The following is a 23,788-nucleotide window of genomic DNA, read 5'->3' as shown; positions in this document are numbered from 1 at the left end:
ACGCGGGCTAGCTAGCGGTGGTGAGCTGCGGCGCCGGTTCAGCTCCGACGGCCGGCGTAGCTGCTACCGTGCCCCGCTCGCGGAACAAGAGCAGAAACACGACCAGCACCGCCCCGGCAATGGCGGCCGGAATCAGCCAGATCATGCGCCAGTCGTGGCTGCCGGCGGAGCTTTGGTACGCGTCGAAGATGCGGCCCGAGAGCAGCGTGCCGATCAGCATGCCCACGCCGTAAGTGGCCAGGGTGATGAAGCCCTGCGCCGAGCTTTTGAACTGCTCGCCCGCCAGGTTGTCGGTGTAAATCTGCCCCGTCACGAAGAAGAAGTCGTAGCAGATGCCGTGCAGCACGATGCCGGCAATGAGCATCCAGTAGCCGCCTTCCACGTTGCCGTAGGCGAAGCACACGTAGCGCAGCACCCAGGCCGCCATGCCGATGGCCAGCATTTTCTTCACGCCCAGCCGGCTGAAAAACAACGGAATGGCCAGCATAAACAGCAGCTCCGACACCTGGCCCAGGCTCTGCACCCCGGCGGCGCTTTTCATGCCCACTTCGTTCAGGAAGGGGTTGGTGAAGCCGTAGTAGAAGGCCAGCGGAATACAGATGGCGACCGATGCCAGGAAAAAAATCAGGTAGGAGCGGTTGCGCAGCAGGCCGATGGCGTCGAGGCCGAGCAGGTCGCCGACAGAGCTGGACTGGCCGCGCTTGACGGGCGGCGTGGCCGGCAAGGTGAAGCTGAACAAACCCAGCAGCGCCGAGGCCGCCGCGGCCATGGTAAACGTGGCCTGCAGGTTGTCGCGCTGTTCCCAGTTCAGCCAGCCGATGGTCAGCCCCGCCACAATCCAGCCCAGCGTGCCCAGCACCCGGATGGGCGCAAACTCCTTCTGCGGGTTCTGCATCTGCCGGAAGGCAATGGAGTTGACCAGCGCCAGCGTGGGCATGTAGAGCACCATGTAAGTTAGGATGCTCGGGTAGAACGCGCCGAAGTCGGGAGCCACGGAGGCGCGCCAGAGCAGGCCGGCGCCGAGCAGGTGCAGCACGCCCAGGATTTTCTGGGCCGAGAAAAACCGGTCGGCAATCAGCCCGATGATGAACGGCGCCACGATGGCCCCGATGGATTGCGTCAGGAACGCCACGCCCACCTGCGTGCCGGTGGCGTGCAGGTTGCGCAGCAGGTAGGTGCCCAGCGTCACGAACCACGCGCCCCAGATGAAAAACTCCAGGAACATCATGATGGACAGCTTAATCCGGATGGTGGCAGTCATAATCGGGAGGGGAATGCGGTGAGAAGGAGCAGAGTGGGCGGTTTACTTCAGGCTGAGAATGTAGCGGACCATTTCCTCGGCCTGGGCCTTGGGCAGATCGGGGTGCGGGGTCATGGCAATGTCGCCCCAGTTGCCCTTGCCGCCGCTGATGATTTTGTTGGCCAGCATGGTCACGTTGGCCTCGTTGGCGGGGTATTTCTGGGCCACGGCCTGGTAGGCGGGGCCCAGCAGCTTGTCGTTTTCGCGGTGGCAGCCGGTGCAGTCGGAGCCGGCAATGAGCTTGGCGCCCGCGCCGACTGCCCCGCCGGTGGGCGCCGTGCCGATTTTGGTGACGCTGGTATCTACCTGCGGCTGGTGAGCCACGGCGCTGACGTTGGCGCCGGTGGTGCTGTCGGCCGCCGCCATCGGGTCGGGCTGATCGGCCAGCGTGTAGGATTCCTGGGCGGCGGATTTATCTGGCTCGGAGCTGCAGGCGGTGAACAAGGCGCAGCAACTGAGGAGGAGTAAGGCTTTTTTCATGGGTGGCAAGCGGGATTAAAGGCCTAGCAAGGCTTGGTTGCGGGCCGCATCGGTACCTGCGGCGGCAAAATCGTCGAAGGTTTTGTCCGTCACGCGGATGATGTGGTCTTGGATGAAGGTCGCGCCTTCGCGGGCGCCGTCTTCGGGGTGCTTCAGGGCGCACTCCCACTCCAGCACGGCCCAACCGGGGTAGTCGTATTGGGCGAGCTTGCTGAAAATGGCCTTGAAGTCGACCTGCCCGTCGCCCAGGGAGCGGAAGCGGCCGGCGCGGTCGACCCAGCTCTGGTAGCCGCCGTACACGCCCTGGCGGCCGGTGGGGTTGAACTCGGCGTCCTTCACGTGGAAGGCCCGGATTCGCTCGTGGTAGATGTCGATGTACTCCAGGTAGTTGAGGCACTGCAGCACGAAGTGCGAGGGGTCGTAGAGCAGGCAGGCGCGCGGGTGCTGGCCGACCTGCTCCAGGAACATTTCGTAGGTCACGCCGTCGTGCAGGTCCTCGCCGGGGTGGATTTCGTAGCACACGTCCACGCCGCAACGGTCAAACTCGTCCAGAATAGGCCGCCAGCGCCGCCCCAGCTCCGCGAAGCCCGTCTCCACGAGTCCGGCTGGGCGCTGGGGCCAGGGGTACACGTAGGGCCAGAGCAGGGCCCCGCTGAAGGTGGCATGGGCCGTCAGCCCAAGCCGCTGCGAGGCCTGGGCGGCGTACTTGAGCTGCTGCACGGCCCACTGCTGCCGGGCGGCAGGGTTGCCGCGCACCGCCTCGGGCGCGAAGCCGTCGAACAAGGCGTCGTAGGCCGGGTTCACGGCTACCAGCTGGCCCTGCAGGTGCGTCGACAGCTCGGTGATTTGCAGGCCGGCTGCTTGCACGGTGCCGCGCAGCTCGTCGGCGTAGGTCTGGCTTTCGGCCGCCAGCTGCAGGTCGATAAAGCGGCTATCCGTAGTGGGCAGCTGCACGCCGTGGTAGCCCAGGCCGCGGGCCCACTCGCACATAGCGGGCAGGCTGTTGAAGGGCGCCTGCTCGCCGATAAACTGGGCCAGGAAAATGCCGGGTCCTTTGATGGTCTTCATACGCGGCTACACACTCAGCTCGGTCCACTTCGCAGCGGAGCGGCCCGAGGCAATTACGGTTTCGATAAACGCCATGCCACGCACGCCTTCCTCGATGCCGGGAAAGTCCAGGGCTTCGGGCGCGGGCGGCTGCCCAGCCAGCTCGGCTTGCAGGGTTAGGGCGAAGTTGCGGTAGATGTTGGCAAAGGCTTCGAGGTAGCCCTCGGGGTGGCCGGCGGGGGTGCGGGCGTTGTGGCGGGCGGCGGTGCTGAGGTAGGCGGCGCCGGTACGGCGAATTTCGGCGGGGCGGTCGGGCCATTTCACCAGCAGGGTGTTGGCGTCGGCCTGCTGCCAGTCGAGGCCGCCCAGCTCCCCGTACACCCGCAGGCGCAGGTTGTTTTCCTCGCCGGCGGCTACCTGGGTAGCCACCAGCACGCCACTGGCGGCACCGCTGAGGCGCAGCAGCACCGCGCCGTCGTCGTCGAGGAGCCGGCCCGGCACCACGGTGTGGATATCGGCGCAGAGCTGCTCCACCTGCAGGCCGGTGACGTACTCCAGCAGGTTGAAAGCGTGGGTGCCGATGTCGCCCATGGCGCCGGCCACGCCGCTGCGGGCCGGGTCAGTGCGCCAGGCGGCCTGCTTGTTTTCCGAGCCTTCCTCTAGGCGGCTCAGCCAGCCCTGCGGGTACTCCACGTACACTTTGCGGATGCGGCCCAGCTGCCCCGATGCTACCAGCGCCCGGGCTTCTTTCACCATGGGGTAGCCGGTGTAAGTGTGCGTGAGGCAGAGTCGGCGGCCCGTAGCGGCTACCACGGCCGCCAGCTCGCGGGCTTCGGCCAGCGAGAAAGTCAGGGGCTTGTCCAGCACCACGTCGAAGCCGCTTTCCAGGGCGAGCCTGGCCGGGGCGAAGTGCACGTGGTTGGGCGTCACGATGCTGATGACCTGCACCCGTTCGGCTTCGGGCCGGGCCTGCTCCTGTGCCAGCATTTCCTGGTAGGAGCCGTACACGCGCCCGGGCGCCAGGCCCAGCAGCTGCCCGCTGGCTCGGGACGTTTCCGCGTTGCTGCTGAAGGCGCCGGCTACCAGTTCGTACTGCCCATCCAGCGCGGCCGCTAGCCGGTGCACCGCCCCGATGAACGCGCCCTGGCCGCCGCCAATCATTCCCAATCGTAGTTTCATGCAGAGTTGTTGAGAAAGTCAGTTTTGCACGTCATGCCGAGCTTGTCGAGGCCTCTCGCGTGCTGACTTCCACCGATAATATCGTTGTTCAACAATGACTTTACTATCCAACGTCAGCACGCGAGATACCTCGACAAGCTCGGTATGACGTTCTAGAAGTTTTCTGAATTGCTTTGCTGCTGCAACGCCCCACTCAAGTAGTAGCCCAGGCCCGGTCTCCTTTTTTGTAGGGCACGTCGCCGTCGTACTTGCCGGACACGGGCAGGTAGCGCAGGGCCTGGGTGGCGCCGGGCTCGGAAGTGAAGAAGCCGAGCAGCGTCAGCTCCTTGATCATGCGGAAGTAGTGGTTGGGTTGCTCGGGCGTCTTGGTCTTGGCGTAGGCTTTCTGCTCGGCGTCGAGGCTGGTGAGCAGGGCCGTGCGCTGCGCGGGCGTGCTGTCCAGGAAGCCTTTGCCGTTCAGCTTCTGGCTGGCCGTTTCCAGCTGATCCAAGCCCTTCAGGAAGGTCTGCTGGTCTTCCGGCTTGTAACAGTCGCGCACCATTACGGCCATGAAGCTGCCAACCTGCGCGGCCTTGGCGCCGGGCGTTTTGGTGGCGGGTAGAATCGTGTCGCCCACTTCGTCGAGGTAGGCTTGCTGCTTGGCGTCGAGCAGCTCTTTGGGCTTGGCGGGGGCCTGCGCCCGACCCTGGGGTTTCTCCTTTTCGGAAGCGGCCGGGCCGCAGCCGGTCAGGAAATAGTCGGCTCCGATGACGGCGCCGCCCATCAGCAGGGCTACGCGGGCCAGGGCATCTCGTCTGTTCATAACGGTGAAATGGTGAGGTGGTGAAATGGTGAGTTTGGTGCTTTGACGGCGCCCAGGTTCACCATTTTTCCAGTCCGGTTTCTCAAACGTTCTGCTTTTTCAGCTCGCCCACGGCGTGGTCCACGGCACGGGCCGTGAGGGCCATGTAGGTCAGCGAGGGATTCTGGCACGCGGCCGAGGTCATGCAGGCCCCGTCGGTGACGTACACGTTGGGGGCGTCCCACACCTGGTTGTGCTGGTTGAGCACCGAGGTTTTCGGGTCGCGGCCCATGCGGGCGGTGCCCATCTCGTGGATGCCACCGCCCATGTTGTAGCCGTTGTTGTAGGTCTTCACGTTCTTCAGGCCCGCTTTTTCCAGCATTTCCTGCGCGTCCTGCATCATATCGATGCGCATTTTCTGCTCGTTGTCACGGATGGTCGCGTCGATGGCCAGCACAGGCAGGCCCCACTTGTCCTTCTTGGTTTTGTCGAGGCTGACGCGGTTGTCGTGGTAGGGCAGAATTTCGCCGAAGCCGGTCATGCCCATGGTCCACTGCCCGGGCTCGGTCAGCGCGTCCTTGAAGTCGCCACCGATGCTCATTTCGGCCACGTCGCGGCTCCAGCCTTCCCGGCCGGCGCCGCCTTGGTAGCCGAAGCCGCGGATATAGTCGCGCTTCTCCCCAAACATGTTGCGGAAGCGCGGCACGTAAATGCCGTTGGCGCGCCGGCCGTACACGTACTTGTCCTCGTAGCCCGGCATTTCGCCGTGGGCCCCGGCGCGGAAATGGTGGTCCATCAGGTTGTGGCCCAACTCCCCGCTGCTGCTGCCCAGGCCCTCGGGCCACACGTCGGTAGCCGAGTTCATCAGCACCCAGGCCGTGTTCAGCGTCGAGGCATTCAGGAAGACAATCTTGGCGTAGTACTCGTAGGTCTGGTTGGTTTCGGCGTCGAGCACTTCCACGCCCGTGGCGCGCTTGGTGTCCTTGTCGTAGAGGATGCGCGTGACGATGGAAAAGGGCCGTAGCGTGAGGTTGCCGGTGGCCACGGCCGCTGGCAGCGTGGCCGACTGCGTGCTGAAGTAAGCCCCGAACGGGCAGCCCAGCCAGCACTTGTTGCGGTACTGGCAGTTCACGCGGTTGTGGTGGGGCTGGGTGATGTTGGCCGTGCGCCCAATCACCATGTGCCGCTTGCCGCCGTACTGCTTTTTGATGCGCGCGGCCACGTCCTTCTCCACGCAGTTCATGTCCATGGGCGGCATAAACTCGCCGTCGGGCAGGTGGGCAATACCGTCGCGGTTGCCGCTGATGCCCGCAAACTTCTCCGCGTGGCTGTACCAGGGCGCCAGGTCCTTGTAGCGGATGGGCCAGTCCACGGCAATGCCGTCCTTGGCGTTGGCCTCGAAGTCCAGGTCGCTCCAGCGGTACGACTGCCGTCCCCACATCAGGGAGCGGCCGCCTACCTGGTAGCCCCGAAACCAGTCGAAGGGCTTGACCTCCACGTAGGGGCTTTCCTTCTCATTGACCCAGAAGTCGAGGTTGCTTTCGTTGAGCGTGTAGTCGCGCCGGAGTACGGGGTAATCGGCCTTCATCTGCTCCGTGACGCCGCCGCGGTGGGGCAACTCCCAGGGATTCTTGTTGGCGTTGACGTAGCCCTTGATGTGCTCTACGTTGCGGCCGCGCTCCAGCAGGAGGGTTTTTAGGCCTTTTTCGGTCAGCTCCTTGGCGGCCATGCCGCCGGAAATGCCGGACCCGATGACGATGGCGTCATAGGTATTCTGTGCCATAACTGTGGGTGGGATGGGAAGGCAGTAAAAAGATCGGGGCAGCGGAGCCGGCTATACCAGGTTCCGCTTGATGTGCGTGATGCTCTGCTGAATGCTGTCGAAGGGTGAGCCGGGCGTTTGGTCCTGCTCCACGAAGAAATACTTCAGCCCGGCCTGCTGGGCCTGAGCGAAGATGCGCTTGAAGTCGATGCTGCCGTTGCCGACTTCGGTGAAGCCGCGCTGGGGCGTCTTGTCCATGTCCTTGACGTGCCAGAGCGGGAAGCGGCCGGGGTGCTGCTTGAACAGCGCCACCGGGTCGTGGCCGGCCTTGGTGGCCCAGTACAGATCCAGCTCCATCTGCACCAGGTTCTTGTCGGTTTGCTGCAGCAGCACGTCGAAGGGCAGCTTGCCGTCCAGGGCCGCAAACTCAAAGTCGTGGTTGTGGTAGCAGAGCTGAATGCCGGCCTTCTTGCACCGCTCCCCGGCCTTGTTCAGGCGCTCGGCCAGCAGCTTGTAGTGGTCTAGGTTGCCGCGCTCGGCTTCCGAGAGGTAGGCGCACACCATGTATTTGACGCCGGCCTGGGCGGCATCGTCCACGGCCTGGTCCCAGCCGTGCAGCATGGTGCCCTGCACCGGCTGACCCTTTTCCTGCTCTTCGCCCAGGCGGTAGTGGCTGCTGGGCATGATCAGCCCGTGCTGCTTGAGCAGCTTGGCGAAGGCGGCCGGGTCCAGACCGTAAAACTTCTGGCTGCCGGTGTAAGTCGCGCCTTCCACCGAGTTGTAGCCCAGTTGCGCCACCTTGGCCAGAGTGCCGGCAGGGTCTTTGGCCATGGCCTCGCGCAGCGTGTAGAGCTGCAGGCCGATGTATTTGGTAGGAGCCGCCAGCAGGGACGGGCTAAGCAGGGCGCCGGCCGAAAGCAGCGCGGCGGACTTTACAAACGCGCGACGGGAATGCATGAAACGAGCGAGAAAGAGTGGATGGGAGAGTAAAGCTCCGTAGCTCTTTCTTCAGGCTTATGCAGAAATTAACTCACACGTGTTCAAAGTGGTAAATAAATGTAAGATGCTGTTTTTGTGCGTGATAAATGCGTTAACTGCCCTCTGGGTAAAGCTCGGCTATCAATTTTTGTACGGCTGGTGCACAATCCCTCAAGCCGATGACGCCAGGCATTGGGCCCGGAATTCGGAAGGTGACACCTGGTAGCGGGCCTTGAAGCTGCTGGAAAAGTAGGAGTGAGAGGTGTAGCCCACTTCGTAGGCGACGGCCGTGACCGTGAGAGGCGTGTTGAGCAGCAGCTCCCGGGCTTTGCGCAGGCGTACGTGCTGGAGGTAATCAGTGACGCTGGTGCCGAGCACGGCTTTCACCTTGCGGTAGAGCTGCGTGCGGGTAAGGTGCAACTGCTGGGCCACCTCCTCCACGGTAAGGCTGGTTTGGGTGAGGTGCGCCTCGATGATGTCCGTCAGGTCGGTGATGAACTGCTGGTTGGGGTCGTGTGCGGGCGCTTCGCCCACGGGCTGATCGGCCAGGAGCTGCCGCCGGGTATGCTCGCGTTGGTAGGCGCGGTTGGCCAGCAGCGTCCGCACGCTTTCCAGCAGCAGGGCCGGGCTGAAAGGCTTGGTCAGGTAGAGGTCGGCTCCCACTTGCACGCCTTCCACCTGCTGCTCCGGGGCAATGCGCGCCGTGAGCAGAATGACGGGGATGTGCGAGGTACGCCAGTCGGCCCGCAGGCGGCTTACCACCTCCAGCCCGCTCAGGCCGGGCATCATCACGTCGCACACAATCAGGTCGGGCAGCAGCTCCGTGGCCAGTTGCAGGCCCGCCGCGCCATCGGCCGCCGTTCGTACCCGGTAATGCGGACGCAGCTTGCGGGCCACAAAGTCGTTTACGTCCGGGTTGTCTTCGATGACCACTACCAGCGGCGTGGCCTCGGAAGCTTCTGCGGAGTCTGCTTCCGCTGACGGCAGCACAGGTTCCTCCAGAGCCGGCCTTTCGATGGTGACGATAGGCGCAGCGGTGCTGCGCAGCACCGCAGGCAGCTCACGCGGCAGTACCACGGTGAACGTGCTGCCCTGCCCGGGCAGGCTGGTGCACGACAACTCGCCCTGGTGCAGGCGCACTAGGCCCTGCGCCAACGCCAGCCCCATGCCCGAGCCTTTGGCCCCCGTGGCCTGCTCGCCCTGGTAAAACCATTCGAAGATGTGCGGGCTATCCTGCGCCCGGATGCCGCACCCGGTATCGGTGACCTGCACCTGCACCCGGCCGTGGTCCAGCGCCTGCATAGCCACGCTAATGCGTCCGCCGGCGGGCGTGTATTTAAGCGCGTTGGAAAGCAGGTTCAGAAAGACTTTGTCCAACACGTTGCGGTCAAACCAGCCCGGTAGCGTCGGCTCGGTCGGTTCAAATGACAACGTCAGGTGCTGCACCCGGGCGGCCGGCTCAAAGGTCTCCACCAGCTCCCGCACGAAGGCCACGAAGTCGTCGGGGTGGGCCTGCACGGCCATTTTGCCCCCTTGCATCTTCCGGAAGTCGAGCAGCTGATTGACCAGCTGCAGCAGGCGTTGCGTATTGCGGCGCACCAGGCCCAGGTCGTGGCGCTGCGCGGGCAGCAGGGCGGCACTGGTATCGGGCCGCAGCAGCTCTTCTACCGGGCCTAGGATGAGGGTCAGCGGCGTGCGCAGTTCGTGCGAGAAGTTGGTGAAGAAGCGCAGCTTGGCCTCGTTTTGCGCCTGGGCCTGCTCGGCCATGGCCGCAATCTGATTGCGCTGGGCGCGGATTTCTTCGTTCTGGCGGCTCAGCTGCCGGTTGGTTTGCCGGTTGGCCCGGGCGGCGCGCCAGGCGCTTACGCCCAGCACGATGGCCGCGAGCAACGTCGCCAGCAGCCCGTAGAGCACGGTGCGCTGGCTGGCGTAGGTGGCTTGCAGGGTGCCTAGCAGTAGTTGCTGCTGCTCGATGCCTTGCTGCTGACTGGCCAGCTTGGCCTCCTGTTGCAGCATGGTGAGCACGTTCGTCGAATCGATGACGATGGAGCCGAGGATATTTTCCCGCTCGAAGGGTTGGTGGCGCAGCAGCTTCAGCGCCACCCGAACGGCTTCCTCGCCGCCCGGTGGGTAAAACAGCGAAGCCGTGCTGCGCCCTTGCTGCACCATTTCCATGCCGTTGCCCGGGCCCGCCAGCCCATCGACGCCGATGATGCGCACGTGTGTCATGCCCAAGCGCCGGCACACCTCTGAGGCGCCCTGCGCCATCAGGTCGCTGTGCGCAAAGATGAGCTGGGCCTGGGGGTGCGCTTGCAGCAGGGCGGTCAGGTCGGGTTGCAGCGAATACGGCTGCCAGTCGCCGGTAACCTGCCCGACCACCTGCATGCCCGGGTAGGCCCGCAGCGCCTGCACGAACCCCTGATGCCGCTCCTCCGAAACGGGCGAGGGGGACGAACCTACTATTTCGACCACCTGCCCACGCTGGTGCAGCAACTGCGCCGCATACCGCGCCGCCGAAGCGCCCACGGTGGTGTTGTCGCCGCCCACGTAGGCTGTGTAGGGCACCGTGCTGGTGCGGTGGTCGAGCAGGATGACGGGAATGCCGCGGCGGTGCGCCTCGGTCAAGGCCGGGGCCAGGGCTGCTTCTTCGCTGGGCGCTACGATCAGTACATCAACGCCCGCCTGCAGCAATTCCTGGATGTGTTGTTGCTGCTGCTGGCTGCTGCCCTGCGCATCACGCAGCAGCAGTTGAATCTCGGGGTGAAACGTCAATTCGCGCTTAATCCCCGCGAGCATGGCCTGCCGCCACCCATCCTGGCCAACGCTCTGCGAAAACCCGATGCGTTGGGTGGTGCCCGGCCCAGGCGCGCAAGCCGTCAGGAAAACCGCCAGGCTAAGCAATAAGCACTTGACCAGAAGGGTGGAAAAACGCATCAGGGTGATTTACGAGGGGCTGTCCTGCGGTATCGAACGCATTCAGGCTGTAAGGTTACTACAGCAGGAATGGATTTAATTACTCACTTCAATATAACCCAATAAATTTGGTCAACGCCGTATGGAAACGCTTTTGGCAAGTGGTTTAGAGCGGTTTCTGAATTCAGAACAGGCTGTGGCCGAAAGTCATTCGACAGGCGCAGCAGGACCTAATACGAAAATCCCGAACACGCTTTTAATCCTGGGTTCAGCGGCCGAGGGATAACAGGCAACTATAGCTGATAGTCAGTGCGGTAAGTCGAGGTGGGAGCCTGCCGCCCAGCCAAGCTCGGCATTATGCCGTATGAGGAAGACTGCCGAGCCGCTGTGCGCAGCAGCGGCATGTTTCCTTCATCCTTACCTGACTTTCCATGGCTACCACACCCCAATCGTCCGATACGCCGCGGCAGGACGCCGCTAACGAACCGAAACGCCCGACCCACTCCAACAGCGGTGCCAACGATAACCCGGACGAGTTCAGCGAGTTCCGCAAGCCCGACGCGCCGCCCACCGAAAACTACGCCCAGGAAAGCCAGCAGACCGACCCGGCGCAGCAGCCCGGCCACGTAGAGCAAAACCAGAACCCCGCGGCCGTAGCCGCCACCCAAAACGCCGGTAACGACGCCCAACGCGCCGCCTGGAAGGACGACGACCCGCGCTACGGCAGCGGCCCCCGCCCCGAGCCCACCGATGGCCAGTAACGGCACCCGAAAACCGTAAAAGCCGCGTTCCTGAAGCAGGAGCGCGGCTTTTTTGTGGGCACAGCGCAAATTGTTATTCCGTGCGCAGGCTCTTGACGGGGTTGGCGCGGGCCACGCTCACCGTTTGCGACACGATGGTGGCCAGGGCAATGAGCCCGGCGGCCAGCCCGGCCAAGGGAAATACCCACCACGGCATGCTGATGCGGTAAGCAAAGTCGGCCAGCCAGTTGTGCATCACGTACCACGAGAGCGGGAAGGCCAGCAGCGCGGCCACGCCCACCAGCTTCATGAAGTCGCTGGAGAGCAGCAGCACGATGGCCGAGGTACTGGCCCCGAGCACCTTGCGCACCCCGATTTCCTTCACGCGCTGAGTAATGGCAAACGAGGACAGGCCGAACAAGCCCAGGCAGGCAATGAAGATGGCAATGCCGGCGAAGATGGCGAAGAGCGTGCTCTGCCGCTGCTCGCCCTGGTAGAGCTTGGCGTAGCTGTCGTCCAGGAAAGTGTAGGTGAAGGGCTCGTCGGGCAGAAACTCCTTCCAGGTGCGCTCCAGGTGCTGCAACGAGCCGGCGACGTCGGCCCCGGATAGCTTCACCGACATGTAGTTGTAGGACGAACCATTCGTGACGGGGCTTAGACACATCACTAGCGGCACGATGGGCTGGTGCAAGGATTCGAAGTGGTAGTCTTCGGTCACGCCCAGCACCCGGCCCATCACCCCGCCGTAGCGAAACGCCTGGCCCACTGCCTCGGCGGGCGACTTCCAGCCGATCAGGCGCACGGCGGTGACGTTCAGGATAAAGCCCACAGTATCGGTGGGGAAGGCCTTGCGGTCGAAGTTGCGCCCGGCGACCAGCTTGATGCCGTAGGTCGGCAGGAAGCCTTCGTCGATGCCGAGGTACTTCACGCTGGACGAGGTGGGCCGCAGCGAGTCGCCGATGCTGGCGGCGGCGTCGCTGGCGTCGAGCAGGCGGCCGGTGGGGATGCGTGAGGAGCGGCTCAGAGCCTGCACGCTGGCCTGCTGCTGCAGGGCGTGGCGGAAGGCTTCGTACTGGGGCCGGAGGCTCAGCGGGTAGTCCAGCGTGACAATCTGCGCCCGGTCGTAGCCCAGCGGGGTCTGCTGCAGGTAGCGCATCTGCAAGCCTACCACCGCGGTGCTGACCAGCAGCCCGATGCTCACCACAAACTGCACCACCACCAGCATCCGCCGAAACGCTAGGCCGCCGCTGACTTTCATAAAACCCTTCAGAATCTGTTGGGGCTGAAACGAAGACATAAACAAGGCCGGGTACAGCCCAGACACCACGCCCACCACCAGCGGCAACACCGCGAGGCCCAGCAGCACCGGCGGCTGCCACAGCAGCTGCGGCGGCAGGGCCGTGCCGGCCAGCCGGCTCAGCCAGGGCAGGGCCAGCACTGTGCAGGCCACCGCCAGCAGCGTGGCCACGGCCGTGATGAACACCGACTCGCCCAGAAACTGCAAGATGATTTCGGAGCGTTGGGCGCCCACCACCTTGCGCACGCCCACTTCCTTGGCCCGCAGCACCGCCCGTGCCGTGCTTAGGTTCATGTAGTTGATGCAGGCAATCAGCAGCACGAACAGGGCAATGATGCCGAAGATGTACACCCGGTTCACGTCGCCGTTGGGCTCCAGCTCATCGGCACGGTTGGAGTGCAGGTGAATGTCGGGCAGGCGCTGCAGGGCCAGCTTGCTCATCTTGGAGGGGCGCACGTAGTCGGTAGCCCGCTCGGGCTGGGGCAGGTGGCGGTCGAGGAAGGCCGGAAACTGGGCTTCGAGCTGGGCCGCGTCGGAGCCGGGGGCCAGGCGCATGTAGGTGTGGAAGGCGTTATTGCTCCAGCTGGTGCGCAGGTTTCGCTCCCCGTAGATGGTAGAGTCGTTCAGGGTGCTGAACGACACGAGCACGGCCGGGTGCAGGTGGCTGTTTTCGGGCAGGGCCTGGTACACGCCGGTGACCTTGCACAAAATGCGCGATTGAATTTTCAGCTCCTGGTTCAGTGGGTCCTGGTCGCCGAAGTACTTGCGGGCCGCGCTTTGCTCCAGTATCACGGAGCGCGGTTCCGACAGGGCGGTGCGGGCGTCGCCGCGCAGCATGCGTACCCCCAACAGCTCTAGAAACGCCGGTTCGGCGAAAAACAGGCTGTCCTCGGTCAGGATACGGTCTTCGTGGCGCACCACCACGGGGCTCAACAGAATCATCCGGCTCAGCTGCTCGATCTGCGGGAAGTCGTTCTGCAGCAGCGGGCCGAAGGGCGGGGCCACTGAGCTGAGCTGCAGGGTGCTGGCGCCGTCGGGGTTGAAAAACTCCCGGGTGACGCGGTAAGTGCGGTCGGCATGGGGCGCGCTGCGGTCGTAGCTGGTTTCGTGCAGGATGTAGGCCAGAATCAGCAGGCAGCAGGTCAGGCCCACGGTGAGGCCAAAGAGATTGATGGCGGAAATCAGCTTGTGCTTGATCAGGTTCCGCAGCGTGACGGTAATGTAATGACGGAGCATGGCGGGAAGGGCAGGGGGTGAAGCGCTACGTCAGGATGTTTTCGGCCACAGTCTGCCCGTCGAGCATGCGCACGATGCGGTGGCTGTAGCGGGCGTCGTGCTCGGAGTGGGTCACCATCACGATGGTCGTGCCCTGCTCGTTGAGCTCCGAAAGCAGCTCCATCACCTCGTTGCCGTTGCTGGAATCGAGGTTGCCGGTAGGTTCGTCGGCCAGGATGAGGCGCGGGCGGTTGACCACGGCGCGGGCCACGGCCACGCGCTGCTGCTGCCCGCCCGAGAGCTGCTGCGGGTAGTGGTTGCGCCGGTGCATAATGCGCATCTTGTCCAGCACCTCTTCCACCCGCTTTTTGCGTTCGGCGGCCGGCACGCCAGTATACACCAGCGGCAGCTCCACGTTTTCGTACACCGTCAGCTCGTCGATCAGGTTGAAGCTTTGAAACACGAAGCCGATGGCGTGCTTGCGCAGCTCGGCGCGGCGGCGCTCCGAGAAGCCCACTGTCTCGGTGCCGTCGAACACGAAGGAGCCCGCGTTGGGGTCGTCGAGCAGGCCCAGGATGTTGAGCAGCGTGGACTTGCCGCAGCCCGAGGGGCCCATCACGGCCACAAACTCGCCTTCCTGCACCTGCAGGTTCAGCTCGTGCAGCACTACCGTTTCCACGTCTTCCGTGCGGTAGATTTTTTCCAGGTTGGTAATCTTGATCATCGGGTAGGGGCTGAGAGAGCAGTTGAGCGGAAAAAGGAGGCAGCGCCACGCGCGAAGCCGCCCCGCCGGGGGCAGGACCATGCACTCACCACAGCTGGGGACCCACCATTCTCCGGGTCCGGCCGGGCAGCTTCGGCGCGCTTTGCTTGCAGATGCGGGTAGAAGTAGGCTATTGCTTGAGCACCAGCTCCTGCATGGTGCCGTAGGTGTCGTAGCCGGAGGTGATGACCCGGTCGCCGGGCTGCAGGCCGCCGAGTACTTCGTAGTAGTCCGGGTTTTGGCGGCCCAGGCGCACGTCGGCGCGGTAGGCGGTGCGCCCGTCCGGGGTGAGCTTGTACACCCAGGTGCCGCCGGTTTGCTGGTAGAAGCCGCCCTTGGCCAGCAGCACGGCCCGGGTTTCGTCGCCCAGCGCCAGCCGAATCTGCAGCGTCTGCCCGCGGCGGATGGCTTTGGGCGCCTGCTCCACGAAGGTCATGTCGACCTGGAAGTGGCCGCCCGTCACCTGCGTGTACACCTTGCGCACCTGCAGCGCATAAGGTTTGCCGCCGATGGTGCATTCGCCCTGCAGGCCGGGAAACACGCGCGAGATGTAGTGCTCGTCGATGTCGGCGCGCACCTTGTGGCCGCTCACCGCGTCGAGCTGGCCCAGGCGCTGGCCCTTGTTGATGCTCTGCCCGATTTCGGCGTCGAGCGAGGTCAGCTGCCCGTCGATGGGGGCGCGCACCACTAGGTCGCCCACCTTGCGGCGCATCAGCGTGAGGGCGTTCTGCATGCGGGCGTAGGAGCGGCCGGCCTGGCCTTGTTCCTGGCGGGTGGCGGTGGAGTCCTGGTGCAGCATGGTGCGGCTCAGGCGGCGGCGCTTCTGCTGGTAGTGGTAGGCGTTTTCGGCCTGCTTGTAGTCCTGTAGGGCAATGACTTTCTGCTCGTACAGGGTCTTTTGCAGCTTGTACACGCGCTCGGCTTCCTGGTAGGCGTTGTCGGCGTCGGCCAGCTGGTTGAGGCGGGAGTTGGTGTTCTGCTGGGCCGCGTTGCGCGAAATCTGCATCTGCGTGAGCAGGTTCAGCACCGAGGTTTCCTGGTTGACGAGCGTTAGCTCCAGGTCAGCGTTGGAGAGGCGCAGCACCGGCTGGCCTTTCTTCATTAGGGCGCCATCCTCCACGTATTTTTCCTCCACCCGGCCACCTTCCAGCGCGTCGAGGTAGATGGTGGTTTCGGGCAGCACGGCCCCGCTCACGGGGATAAACTCCTGGAAGCTGCCCTGCCGCACCTGGCTCACCGTCAGGCGGGCCGGGTCCACGTTCAGCTGGCTGGGTCCCGCGCCGTAGTAGTAACTGGCCCCAGCCAGCAGCAGCGCCAGCGGCAGGCCGCCGGCCAGCAGCACTTTGCGGGTTGTCCACTTCTTGGGGGTAATAGCTCGGTCCACGGCAGTTGAGAGTTTTTTTGCGGTCGGCCGAAAAAATTATGGCCCTTCCTGCCATGGTTCGTCGCCATCGGCGTGCCGGAAATCCAAATGGCTAATTTTCAAACGTTTAATAATTAGCTGTTTCCGGACAGTGTTCGGTTTTGATACAATCGGTGTGCGGTGCTGATACAGCCGCACACCGGCCGGCACCAGCAGCCTAATTGAACCGCGCCGATTGGGCCGCGGCGGTACTTGATTTTGCCCTCAAAAATTACCGTGCTTTGTCGGAGGCTACCGGTTTTGGAAGCTGCTCAACAGCTGATTGGCTTGGTCGTTTTGGTGAGCTGATCAAAGCATTACTACTTCTTCGCCAGCTTCTCTTGCTCGTCATGTCGAGCGAAGTCGAGACATCTCGCGCGCTGATGCTGGATAGTAAGATCATGTGCAACGAGAGGAATACTATCCGGCGAGATGTCTCGACTTCGCTCGACATGACGTTCTTTTTATGCTGTTTAGCCAAAACAGTAGAGCTGCTTGCTTAACGGCGACCTTCGGTTCGACTGCGCTCCGCATGATGTGCTAAACTAAATCGTGCCCTTTGCTCATTACCCTGCCATGAACCTGCGTTCCGCCTCCGTACTCGTCCTCGACGACGACCCCGACATCCTGACGGCGGTGCGGCTGCTGCTGCGCCCACAGGTGCGCGAAGTGGTGGTGGAACGGCGTCCCGAAGCCCTGCCCACGCTGCTGGCCGCCCGCGCCTTCGACGTGATTCTGCTGGACATGAACTACCACAGCGCCGTGAACACCGGCAACGAGGGCTTCTTCTGGCTGCGGCGCATCAAGGAGTCGGGTTCCCAGGCGGCCGTCATCATGATTACCGCCTACGCCGACATCGAGCTGGCCGTGCGCGCCCTCAAGGAAGGTGCCGCCGACTTCGTGGTGAAGCCCTGGCACAACGACAAGCTGCTGCAAACCATCGGCGACGCCCTGCGCAAGGACGATGCGGCCGCGCCCGCTGCCCGGCCCAACGCGGCGCCTGGGCTGCTGGGCGCCGCGCCGGCCATGCAGCACATCTTTCGCACCATCGAGAAAGTGGCGCCCACCGACGCCAACGTGCTGGTGCTCGGCGAAAACGGCACCGGCAAGGATCTGGTGGCCCAGGCCGTGCACCGCGCCTCGCGCCGCGCCGCCGGTCCCTTCGTGAAGGTCGACGCGGGGGCGCTGACGGAGTCGTTGTTTGAGTCGGAACTGTTCGGGCACAAGAAGGGCGCCTTCACCGATGCGCGCGAAGACCGCGCCGGCCGCTTCGAGGCGGCCAACGGCGGCACGTTGTTTCTCGACGAAATCGGTAACCTGGGGCTGGGCCAGCAGGCCAAGCTGCTCACGGCCCTGCAAAACCGGCAGGTGACGCGCCTGGGCTCCAATCAGCCCATACCGGTGGATATCCGCCTGATCTGCGCCACCAACGTCCCCTTGGCCGAGCTGGCCGACGAGCGGCGCTTCCGCAAGGATTTGCTCTACCGCATCAACACGGTGGAGCTGCTGGTGCCCCCGCTGCGCAGCCGCCCGGCCGATATCGGGCAGCTGGCCCGCCACTTCGCCGCGCAGTATGCCGCCAAGTACCACCGCCCCGAGCCCACGCTCAGCCCAGCCGCCCTGCGCAAGCTGGAGCAGTACCCGTTTCCCGGCAACGTGCGCGAGCTGCAGTACACCATCGAGCGGGCCGTCATCATGGCCGAAACGCCCGTGCTGCAGGCCGAGGACCTGCTGTTTTCGCAGCTCGCCTCGGCGCCGAATGCCGCCGAGGCGAGTAGCAGCCTAAACCTGAACGAGGTGGAAAAGAGCACCATTCTGCGCGTGATTGAAAAGCACGGCGGCAACATCACCCGGGCGGCGCAGGAGCTGGGCCTCACGCGCACGGCCCTGTACCGCCGCCTCAACAAGCATGCGCTCTAGTTACCGCCGGCGCCTGGGCGCTACCGTGTTGGGGCTGGCCGCCGGCGTGGGCGGAGCCGGGTGGCTGAGCGCGCACGGCTACGGCGCCTGGGCCGCGCTGCCGCTGCTGCTGTCCGTGTGGGCCGTACTGGACCTGTACCGCAGCCACGTGCGCTTGCAGGACGAATTGACCGAGTTTGCCGCCGCCATCCGCTACCGCGACTTTACGCGGCAGTACGGCCGGCAGCAGCACCGGCCCGAACTGCAGCTGCTGCACGCGCACTTCCGGGAAATCAACGCGGCCTTCCGCGCCATGAGCCTGGAAAAGGAAACGCAGTACCAGCACCTGCAGAGCATGCTGGAGCTGATCAACACCGGCATCCTGTCCTACGAGCCGGATACCGGCGCCGTGTGGTGGCTGAACGGTGCCCTGAAGGAGCAGCTGCGCCTGCCGCACCTCAAGAACATCAGCGGCCTGGCCCGGCGCTACCCCGAGCTGACCGCCCAGCTAACCGAGCTGCGCCCCGGCCCGCCGCAGGTGGTCAGCGTGCCCGTGGGGCCGAGCACCGTACGGTTGCTACTAGCCGCCAGCGTGTTTCAGACCGACGGGCGGCAGTACAAACTGGTAGCGTTTCAGAACGTGGGCGAGGCCCTGGACGAAACCGAGGCCGACGCCTGGCAGAAGCTGCTGCGGGTGCTCACTCACGAAATCATGAACTCGGTGGCGCCCATTGCCTCCTTGGCCGAAACCCTGCAGCAGCGCCTGCACGCCGCCGGCCCCAAGCCGCCCGATGCCGAAATGCGCGAAGACCTGGAGCTGGGCATCGAAACCATTAAGCGGCGCAGCGACGGACTGCTGCAATTTGCCAGTACCTACCGCAGCCTCAGCAAGATTGCCGCGCCCACTCTGCAGCCGCTGCGCGTGTACGAGGTGTTCGACGCGGTGCTCCACCTGCTGCAGCCCAAGCTGGAGCAAAAGGGCATCGGGGTGGAGCTCCTGCTGCCCGACCCGGAGCTGACCCTGCAGGCCGACCGGGTGCTGCTCGAACAAGTGCTGATCAATCTCATGGTCAATGCCATGGATGCGGTGGCCGGGCGCCCCGAGCCGCGTATCACGCTCACGGCCACGGCGCCGGCCGGCAGTCGGCCGTTGGTCAGCGTCACCGACAACGGCGCGGGCATGGACCTGGAGGTGCTCGACAAAGTATTCGTGCCCTTTTTCACCACCAAGAAGAACGGCAGCGGCATCGGGCTGAGCCTGTGCAAGCAAATTATGCTGCTCCACAAAGGCAGCATACAGGTACGCTCGGCGCCCGAGGTGGGTACGGCCGTGGTACTGCAGTTTTAGGCGGGTAGCGGAAGGGGCAAAGCGTCTGGGTTAAGGATATGACTTGTCGCTGAGGCCGGGAGGCAGCGCAACGGTCTGGCCGGCTAGTTTTGCATCACGCTGCGCAGCCATGCCTCGGCCGCCTGCCGCGAGGTAAACACCTGGGCTTTGAAGGCGGTGAGCTGGTCGTAGAACGCGGCTGCCGAGCCTTCGGCCAGTGTTTCGGGCGAGGTAATCATGGCGAAGTAGCGCAGGCCGGCCTTAGCCGCGTTCGGCGCCCATTCGTTGATAACCCAATCCATGGAATGGTCCCAGGGGCCGCGCACCTCGCGCGTATCGTTGATGACACACGCAAACCCGGCCTTGGCCAAGGCCGTGGTGTAAGCGTGGGCACCTTCCTGGATGTTGCTGGCGGTAAGGTAGCCCTGCCAGTTCACGTCAATCCAGCGGTTCTCGGTATCGGTAGTCACGGTCAGGAATACCCTGCCCAGCGACGATTTAAGCTCTTGCGTCATGCAATAGGGAAGCTCACGGTGGCCAACCCAGCGGTGCCGGCGGCGGTTATGAGGTAATGCTACGTGATTAAGCGGTAAAAGGTGAAGCCAGCTCGGTGGCCCAGGTGCGGGCGCTGGTCAGGTCGGCAAAAGACTGCTCCTGCAGGGGCAGGGCAGGGGTGACGTTCTGGTACATGTGCCCGATGAGCATGCGGTTCAGCGTTTCCTGAGCTTCGAGCCGGGCAAAGCGCACCACGCCCAGCTCCGCCAGGGTCGGCAGCACGTGCTCGGCTACCCAGCGCAGGTCGGTGGGGCGCACGGCCCCGAGCAGCTGGTCATTGGCAATCCAGCCCCGTACCCGGTGCTGGCGGGCCAGCTCCAACGCCGCGGTGAGGTAGCGGCGAAAGTCTTTGCTGCCGGTAAAGCCCAGCCATTCGGTTTCGAGGGCGGGGCTGGGGCCGGAGTGCAGGTGCAGTACCAGGGTGGGAAACGAAGCGAGTATGGACATGGGTGGAGCTGACGAACGTGCCGCCTTGAACGGCGGGAACACCCCTGGGGGTTCCCGCACTGGCCGCAGTTGTAGCCACTAGCCGGCGCGGCGCGTACTTTTCAGGCCCGCTTGGATGCTGCCGGGCAAGTTGGGGCACCTCGTGCGGCCGCCGATACGCCGGCACGTATCACGGCTGGGCTTTGAACCATGAACTTCCAACGTTAGTCCGCGGGGTGCCTCGGTTGCGCTCGGCAGGGCGGGCTTTGCCGGTTCAGGCGAAGCCGCAGGCGCGCTCGTTATGACAGCCTACAGGTTGAGCGGGGACTGCCTGAACAGAAGTGCTTTTTACTCGCCGGGGCGCTGCCGCACGCGAAAGTGCCGACGCTGGTGTAACATTGCTTTTCCCGGGTCGCCCGCACCGATAAGCAGCCGGCCTCGCAGCTCCGGGAATACTTTATCTGCCTATGAAACCCTTATTTCCCACAACCAAAACCTGGCTTACGGCCAGCCTGGCGCTGGCTTTGGCCCTGCCGCTGCACGCGCAGAAGAAGCCGCGCAAAACCAGCTCCGCCAGCGGCGCCGAATCGGCCATCCGCGAAAGCGACATCAAGCGCGACCTGTTTGCCCTGGCCGACGACCATTTTCGGGGCCGCGAGGGCGGTACCCTCGACGAGCTGAAGGCCTCCGTGTGGCTGGCCGATCAGATCCGCGCCATCGGGCTGGAGCCGGCCGGCGACGACGGCACCTACTTCCAGTTCTTTCACCTGCAGCGCACCCGCCTCACCAAGGCCAGCCGCCTGAGCATCGGCACGCACCAGCTGCGGCCCAACCAGGACGCACTGGTATTTGCCCCGCTCAACGCCGCCGTGCAGGCGCCGCTGGTGTACGTGGGCAGGGGCTCGGCCGCCGAGCTGGCCAAAGTCGATGTGAAGGGCAAGGCCGTGGCCATTCAGTTTTCGGGCAACCCGACGGCCGATATGAGCTTCCGCCGCTTCCTCTCCGCCACCCTGCGCGACAAGTCGGCGGAGCTGCTTAAGGCCGGCGCCGTAGCCGTGGCCTGGGTAGCCGATGCCCGCGCCCAGGATATCTACGAGCATTGGGGCCACACCTACGAGCGGGGCCGCTACGGTCTGCCCGGCGACCCGAATACCAAAGTGGTGGACGGTGCGCCCATCTTGCTGCTGCCGCAGAGCGCCCAGAGCTGGGTGCAGCAGGCGGGCCAGCAGTTCACGGCCCAGCTGCAGGTAGAAAGCTTCCTGTACCCCTCGGTGAACATCGTGGCCCGGGTACCCGGCACCGATGCCCAGCTGAAAAACGAAAACGTGCTCTTCAGCACCCACCAGGACCACGACGGCGTACGCCACGCCGTGGCCGGCGACTCCATCTGGAACGGTGCTGACGACAACGCCACCGGCTGCGCGGCCCTGCTGGCCATCATGCGGGCCTTCAAGCAACAGCCCGCCCGCCGCTCGGCCCTGTTCGTGTACCACGGCGCCGAGGAGCGGGGCCTGCTCGGCTCGCGCTACTACGCGGCCACGCCCACCGTGCCGAAGGAATCCATCGTGGCGGTGCTGAACGCGGAAATGATGGGCCGCAACGTACCCGACTCGGCCGCGCTGCTGGGCTCCATTCCGCCGCACCGCAACTCCTCCGACCTGGTGAACCTGGCCCTGGCCGCCAACCAGCAAGGCCCGAAGTTTAAACTCGACCAGAAGTGGGACCTGGCCTCGCACCCCGAGGGCTGGTACTTCCGCTCCGACCACCTGCCCTACGCGCGCCTGGGCATTCCGGCCGTGATGTACACCAGCTGGCTGCACCCCGATTACCACACGCCCAAGGACGAAGCCAGCCGCATCGACTACGGCAAGCTCACGCGCATGACCCAGTGGATGTACCTCACCGGCTGGGCCGTGGCCAACCGGGACGCGCGCCCCGCGCCCGAGCCGGGCTTCAGGCTGGAGCGGTAAACCCACCATTGCTGGCCGCTGATTCCAGCCGGTCATCAAGCCAAAGGGCCCCGCACAACTTCGGTTGTACGGGGCCCTTTGGCTTGGCTGGTAGTACTTACCGATACGCCTGTGATTATCGGCGGCGACGCAGCAGGCTACCTACGCCAATACCGGCCAGCGCCAGCCCCACGGCCAGCGGCAGGCCGGCGGTAGCGGGGGCGCCGCTGCGTTGTTCCAGGCCGTCGAGGCGGGCGCGCAGGGCTTGGTTTTCAGCTTGCAGGGCGGCGAGCTGAGCTGCTTGGGCGTTGGTGCGCGCGTCCAGGGCTTGCACGCCGGCCAAGGCTACGCCGTCGGCATCGACGGTGCCGATGCTGGTGCTGTCTTGGCCCAGACCAAAGGCGCGGCGGAAGTCCTGGGCCATGGGGCCGAGGTGGCGCACACTGCTCGGGTCGGTCTTGTAGCTCCAGCGCGTGATGGGCACCCGGCGCAGCTGGGCCAGCACATCTTCGCCCGCTATGGTTTCAAAGCGGTGTTTTTTGGCGCGGTCGGAGGAGTTCTCCCACACGCCGGAGGTACTCAGGTAGGCGCCGGTGGAAGTGGATATGGCCGCGTTGGAGCGAAACCAGTTGGGGGTGTTGTCGGAGGAAGGGGTGGTGTTGCCGTAGCGGAAAATGACGCCGGTGCTACGGTCGGAAGACGTGTAAATGCGGAAGCCGCCCGTTACGCGCCAGTTGGCCGAGTGGTTGGCCCCGGCCCGGAAGGCCTCGTCAGTAAAGATGTTGCCGTCGTCGAGGACCGAGCGGTCGGCAAACACAAAGGAGCCCTGGCGGGCGTTGGTATGGGCGTAGTAGCCCAAGGCCACCGAGGCCGCGCCCGAGGCCGTGGAGTACTGGCCAATGGCCGTGCTGTTGATCTGGGCCGCCACCACGTCCTTGCCGAAGGCCGTGCCGTAGTCGCCCGAAGCGCGGGCGTTGTAGCCGGCGGCAATGGAGTACAGGCCCACGTTGGGCGCATCCCACTGGGTGCCGTTGACGTAGCCGGCCCGGAAGGCGGCGTTTTCGGGAAACCACATCATCCGGGTGCCGGCGCCTTCGGCCGGAATTTGATTAGAGTCGTAGTTCCCGATGAAAGTGCCACCGGCCAGCAGGCCCCCGCTTTTGAATGCGGTCAGGCGGCTGACCTTATGGCCCGCCTCCGTGGTATGGACGACGAGCAGGGAATCGGTGTTTTGGGCCAGGGCGGCGGCCGGTAGCAGCGCTAGGCCGTATAGCCCGGCTCGCAGGAGAGAGGTGGAGATAGACATGAGCACGCTAGAGTGGTGGTGAGGAGCGGCTGGCAAATATATCGGCCTTTTGCTACGCGCTTATGCACCGCAACCACTTGCAGCGCCAGCACGCGGCTCTGGCCCGGCCAGCCGATTCTGATAGCTCATTCGCGTCGTTAGCCGGTAGCATAAAAAGCCAAGCGAAGCGCAACGGCCCGCTGGTGATGTGACCAAGCACGTCGCGTGCTGGTGGCAAATGGAAATTGACTAGATGAAGGAAATGTGGATGGGTATGGCCTTGAAAAATATAGGGGTAGCGGCAATATTTGGTACTTATGGTGCTGTAATGCCTGTTAAAAAAGGGGGTGTTGCGTAGATAAGGGTGTGATTTGATGAAATGCCCTGTTATTTTTAGAGCAGTAATTTGACGCCTACTGGTCTTGTTTTCGGCGGTTTTACCGCTGGTTGGTCGACCGGGCAGTGCTCCACCGGTTTTTCTTGCTCCTTC

Annotated in this window: 19 protein-coding genes; 5 read left to right on the top strand and 14 right to left on the bottom strand. The window is 64.3% G+C overall.

Annotation, left to right across the window (positions count from 1 at the left end; all coding sequences use genetic code 11):
• Positions 1 to 7 precede the first annotated feature (7 nt).
• From B0919_RS19705 to B0919_RS19670, 8 genes are all read right to left on the bottom strand, one after another.
• Positions 8 to 1,261: a nucleoside permease gene (locus B0919_RS19705; protein ID WP_078014007.1), complete on the bottom strand. Its 1,254-nt coding sequence runs from the start codon at positions 1,259 to 1,261 to the stop codon at positions 8 to 10.
• A gap of 42 nt (positions 1,262 to 1,303) precedes the next feature.
• Entirely contained in the window at positions 1,304 to 1,780 is a 477-nt protein-coding gene (locus B0919_RS19700) for a c-type cytochrome (protein ID WP_078014006.1), read from the bottom strand.
• Positions 1,781 to 1,795: 15 nt separating this feature from the next.
• A complete protein-coding gene (locus B0919_RS19695; RefSeq protein ID WP_078014005.1) occupies positions 1,796 to 2,848 on the bottom strand; it encodes a sugar phosphate isomerase/epimerase family protein in 1,053 nt (350 codons plus the stop codon).
• Positions 2,849 to 2,854: 6 nt separating this feature from the next.
• Complete coding sequence (locus tag B0919_RS19690; protein ID WP_217701049.1) at positions 2,855 to 4,006, bottom strand: Gfo/Idh/MocA family protein; 1,152 nt, start codon at positions 4,004 to 4,006, stop codon at positions 2,855 to 2,857.
• A 193-nt stretch (positions 4,007 to 4,199) separates the two neighbouring features.
• On the bottom strand, positions 4,200 to 4,808 hold the full coding sequence (locus B0919_RS19685; protein ID WP_078014003.1) for a gluconate 2-dehydrogenase subunit 3 family protein: 609 nt from the start codon (positions 4,806 to 4,808) through the stop codon (positions 4,200 to 4,202).
• Positions 4,809 to 4,890: 82 nt separating this feature from the next.
• The gene (locus B0919_RS19680; RefSeq protein WP_078014002.1) at positions 4,891 to 6,570 is read right to left on the bottom strand and encodes a GMC oxidoreductase; all 1,680 of its coding nucleotides are present in this window, start codon (positions 6,568 to 6,570) and stop codon (positions 4,891 to 4,893) included.
• Positions 6,571 to 6,621: 51 nt separating this feature from the next.
• Complete coding sequence (locus B0919_RS19675; protein ID WP_078014001.1) at positions 6,622 to 7,506, bottom strand: sugar phosphate isomerase/epimerase family protein; 885 nt, start codon at positions 7,504 to 7,506, stop codon at positions 6,622 to 6,624.
• Positions 7,507 to 7,698: 192 nt separating this feature from the next.
• On the bottom strand, positions 7,699 to 10,461 hold the full coding sequence (locus B0919_RS19670; RefSeq protein ID WP_078014000.1) for a substrate-binding domain-containing protein: 2,763 nt from the start codon (positions 10,459 to 10,461) through the stop codon (positions 7,699 to 7,701).
• Positions 10,462 to 10,871: 410 nt separating this feature from the next.
• Here B0919_RS19670 and B0919_RS19665 point away from each other — a divergent pair, with 410 nt between their 5' ends.
• Complete coding sequence (locus B0919_RS19665; RefSeq protein WP_078013999.1) at positions 10,872 to 11,201, top strand: hypothetical protein; 330 nt, start codon at positions 10,872 to 10,874, stop codon at positions 11,199 to 11,201.
• 73 nt (positions 11,202 to 11,274) lie between these two features.
• Here the strand turns inward: B0919_RS19665 and B0919_RS19660 are convergent, their stop codons facing one another.
• The 3 genes from B0919_RS19660 to B0919_RS19650 form a co-directional block, all read right to left on the bottom strand.
• On the bottom strand, positions 11,275 to 13,713 hold the full coding sequence (locus tag B0919_RS19660) for an ABC transporter permease (protein WP_078013998.1): 2,439 nt from the start codon (positions 13,711 to 13,713) through the stop codon (positions 11,275 to 11,277).
• A 25-nt stretch (positions 13,714 to 13,738) separates the two neighbouring features.
• On the bottom strand, positions 13,739 to 14,416 hold the full coding sequence (locus tag B0919_RS19655; RefSeq protein ID WP_078013997.1) for an ABC transporter ATP-binding protein: 678 nt from the start codon (positions 14,414 to 14,416) through the stop codon (positions 13,739 to 13,741).
• Positions 14,417 to 14,585: 169 nt separating this feature from the next.
• The gene (locus tag B0919_RS19650) at positions 14,586 to 15,839 is read right to left on the bottom strand and encodes an efflux RND transporter periplasmic adaptor subunit (RefSeq protein ID WP_078013996.1); all 1,254 of its coding nucleotides are present in this window, start codon (positions 15,837 to 15,839) and stop codon (positions 14,586 to 14,588) included.
• A gap of 200 nt (positions 15,840 to 16,039) precedes the next feature.
• On the opposite strand from B0919_RS19650, the gene B0919_RS19645 reads away from it, so the two are divergent.
• The 3 genes from B0919_RS19645 to B0919_RS19635 all read left to right on the top strand — a co-directional run bounded on the left by B0919_RS19645 (position 16,040) and on the right by B0919_RS19635 (position 19,104).
• On the top strand, positions 16,040 to 16,360 hold the full coding sequence (locus tag B0919_RS19645; RefSeq protein ID WP_139362270.1) for a hypothetical protein: 321 nt from the start codon (positions 16,040 to 16,042) through the stop codon (positions 16,358 to 16,360).
• A gap of 73 nt (positions 16,361 to 16,433) precedes the next feature.
• The gene (locus tag B0919_RS19640) at positions 16,434 to 17,777 is read left to right on the top strand and encodes a sigma-54-dependent transcriptional regulator (RefSeq protein ID WP_078013994.1); all 1,344 of its coding nucleotides are present in this window, start codon (positions 16,434 to 16,436) and stop codon (positions 17,775 to 17,777) included.
• Entirely contained in the window at positions 17,767 to 19,104 is a 1,338-nt protein-coding gene (locus B0919_RS19635) for a sensor histidine kinase (protein WP_078013993.1), read from the top strand. Before B0919_RS19640 ends, B0919_RS19635 begins: the two co-directional genes overlap by 11 nt.
• 83 nt (positions 19,105 to 19,187) lie before the next feature.
• Here B0919_RS19635 and B0919_RS19630 read toward each other — a convergent pair whose 3' ends face one another.
• Positions 19,188 to 19,598: an STAS/SEC14 domain-containing protein gene (locus B0919_RS19630; protein WP_078013992.1), complete on the bottom strand. Its 411-nt coding sequence runs from the start codon at positions 19,596 to 19,598 to the stop codon at positions 19,188 to 19,190.
• A gap of 67 nt (positions 19,599 to 19,665) precedes the next feature.
• Positions 19,666 to 20,085: a hypothetical protein gene (locus B0919_RS19625; RefSeq protein WP_078013991.1), complete on the bottom strand. Its 420-nt coding sequence runs from the start codon at positions 20,083 to 20,085 to the stop codon at positions 19,666 to 19,668.
• A gap of 446 nt (positions 20,086 to 20,531) precedes the next feature.
• On the opposite strand from B0919_RS19625, the gene B0919_RS19620 reads away from it, so the two are divergent.
• On the top strand, positions 20,532 to 22,034 hold the full coding sequence (locus tag B0919_RS19620) for a M28 family peptidase (RefSeq protein ID WP_078013990.1): 1,503 nt from the start codon (positions 20,532 to 20,534) through the stop codon (positions 22,032 to 22,034).
• A 115-nt stretch (positions 22,035 to 22,149) separates the two neighbouring features.
• Here the strand turns inward: B0919_RS19620 and B0919_RS19615 are convergent, their stop codons facing one another.
• A complete protein-coding gene (locus B0919_RS19615) occupies positions 22,150 to 23,319 on the bottom strand; it encodes a tail fiber domain-containing protein (RefSeq protein WP_078013989.1) in 1,170 nt (389 codons plus the stop codon).
• Positions 23,320 to 23,788: the final 469 nt, after the last annotated feature.

It is taken from the genome of Hymenobacter sp. CRA2 (assembly GCF_002007105.1).
GTDB lineage: Bacteria > Bacteroidota > Bacteroidia > Cytophagales > Hymenobacteraceae > Solirubrum.
The sequence above is the reverse complement of the archived record's forward strand: the minus strand, read 5'-3'. Positions and strand labels throughout refer to the sequence as shown.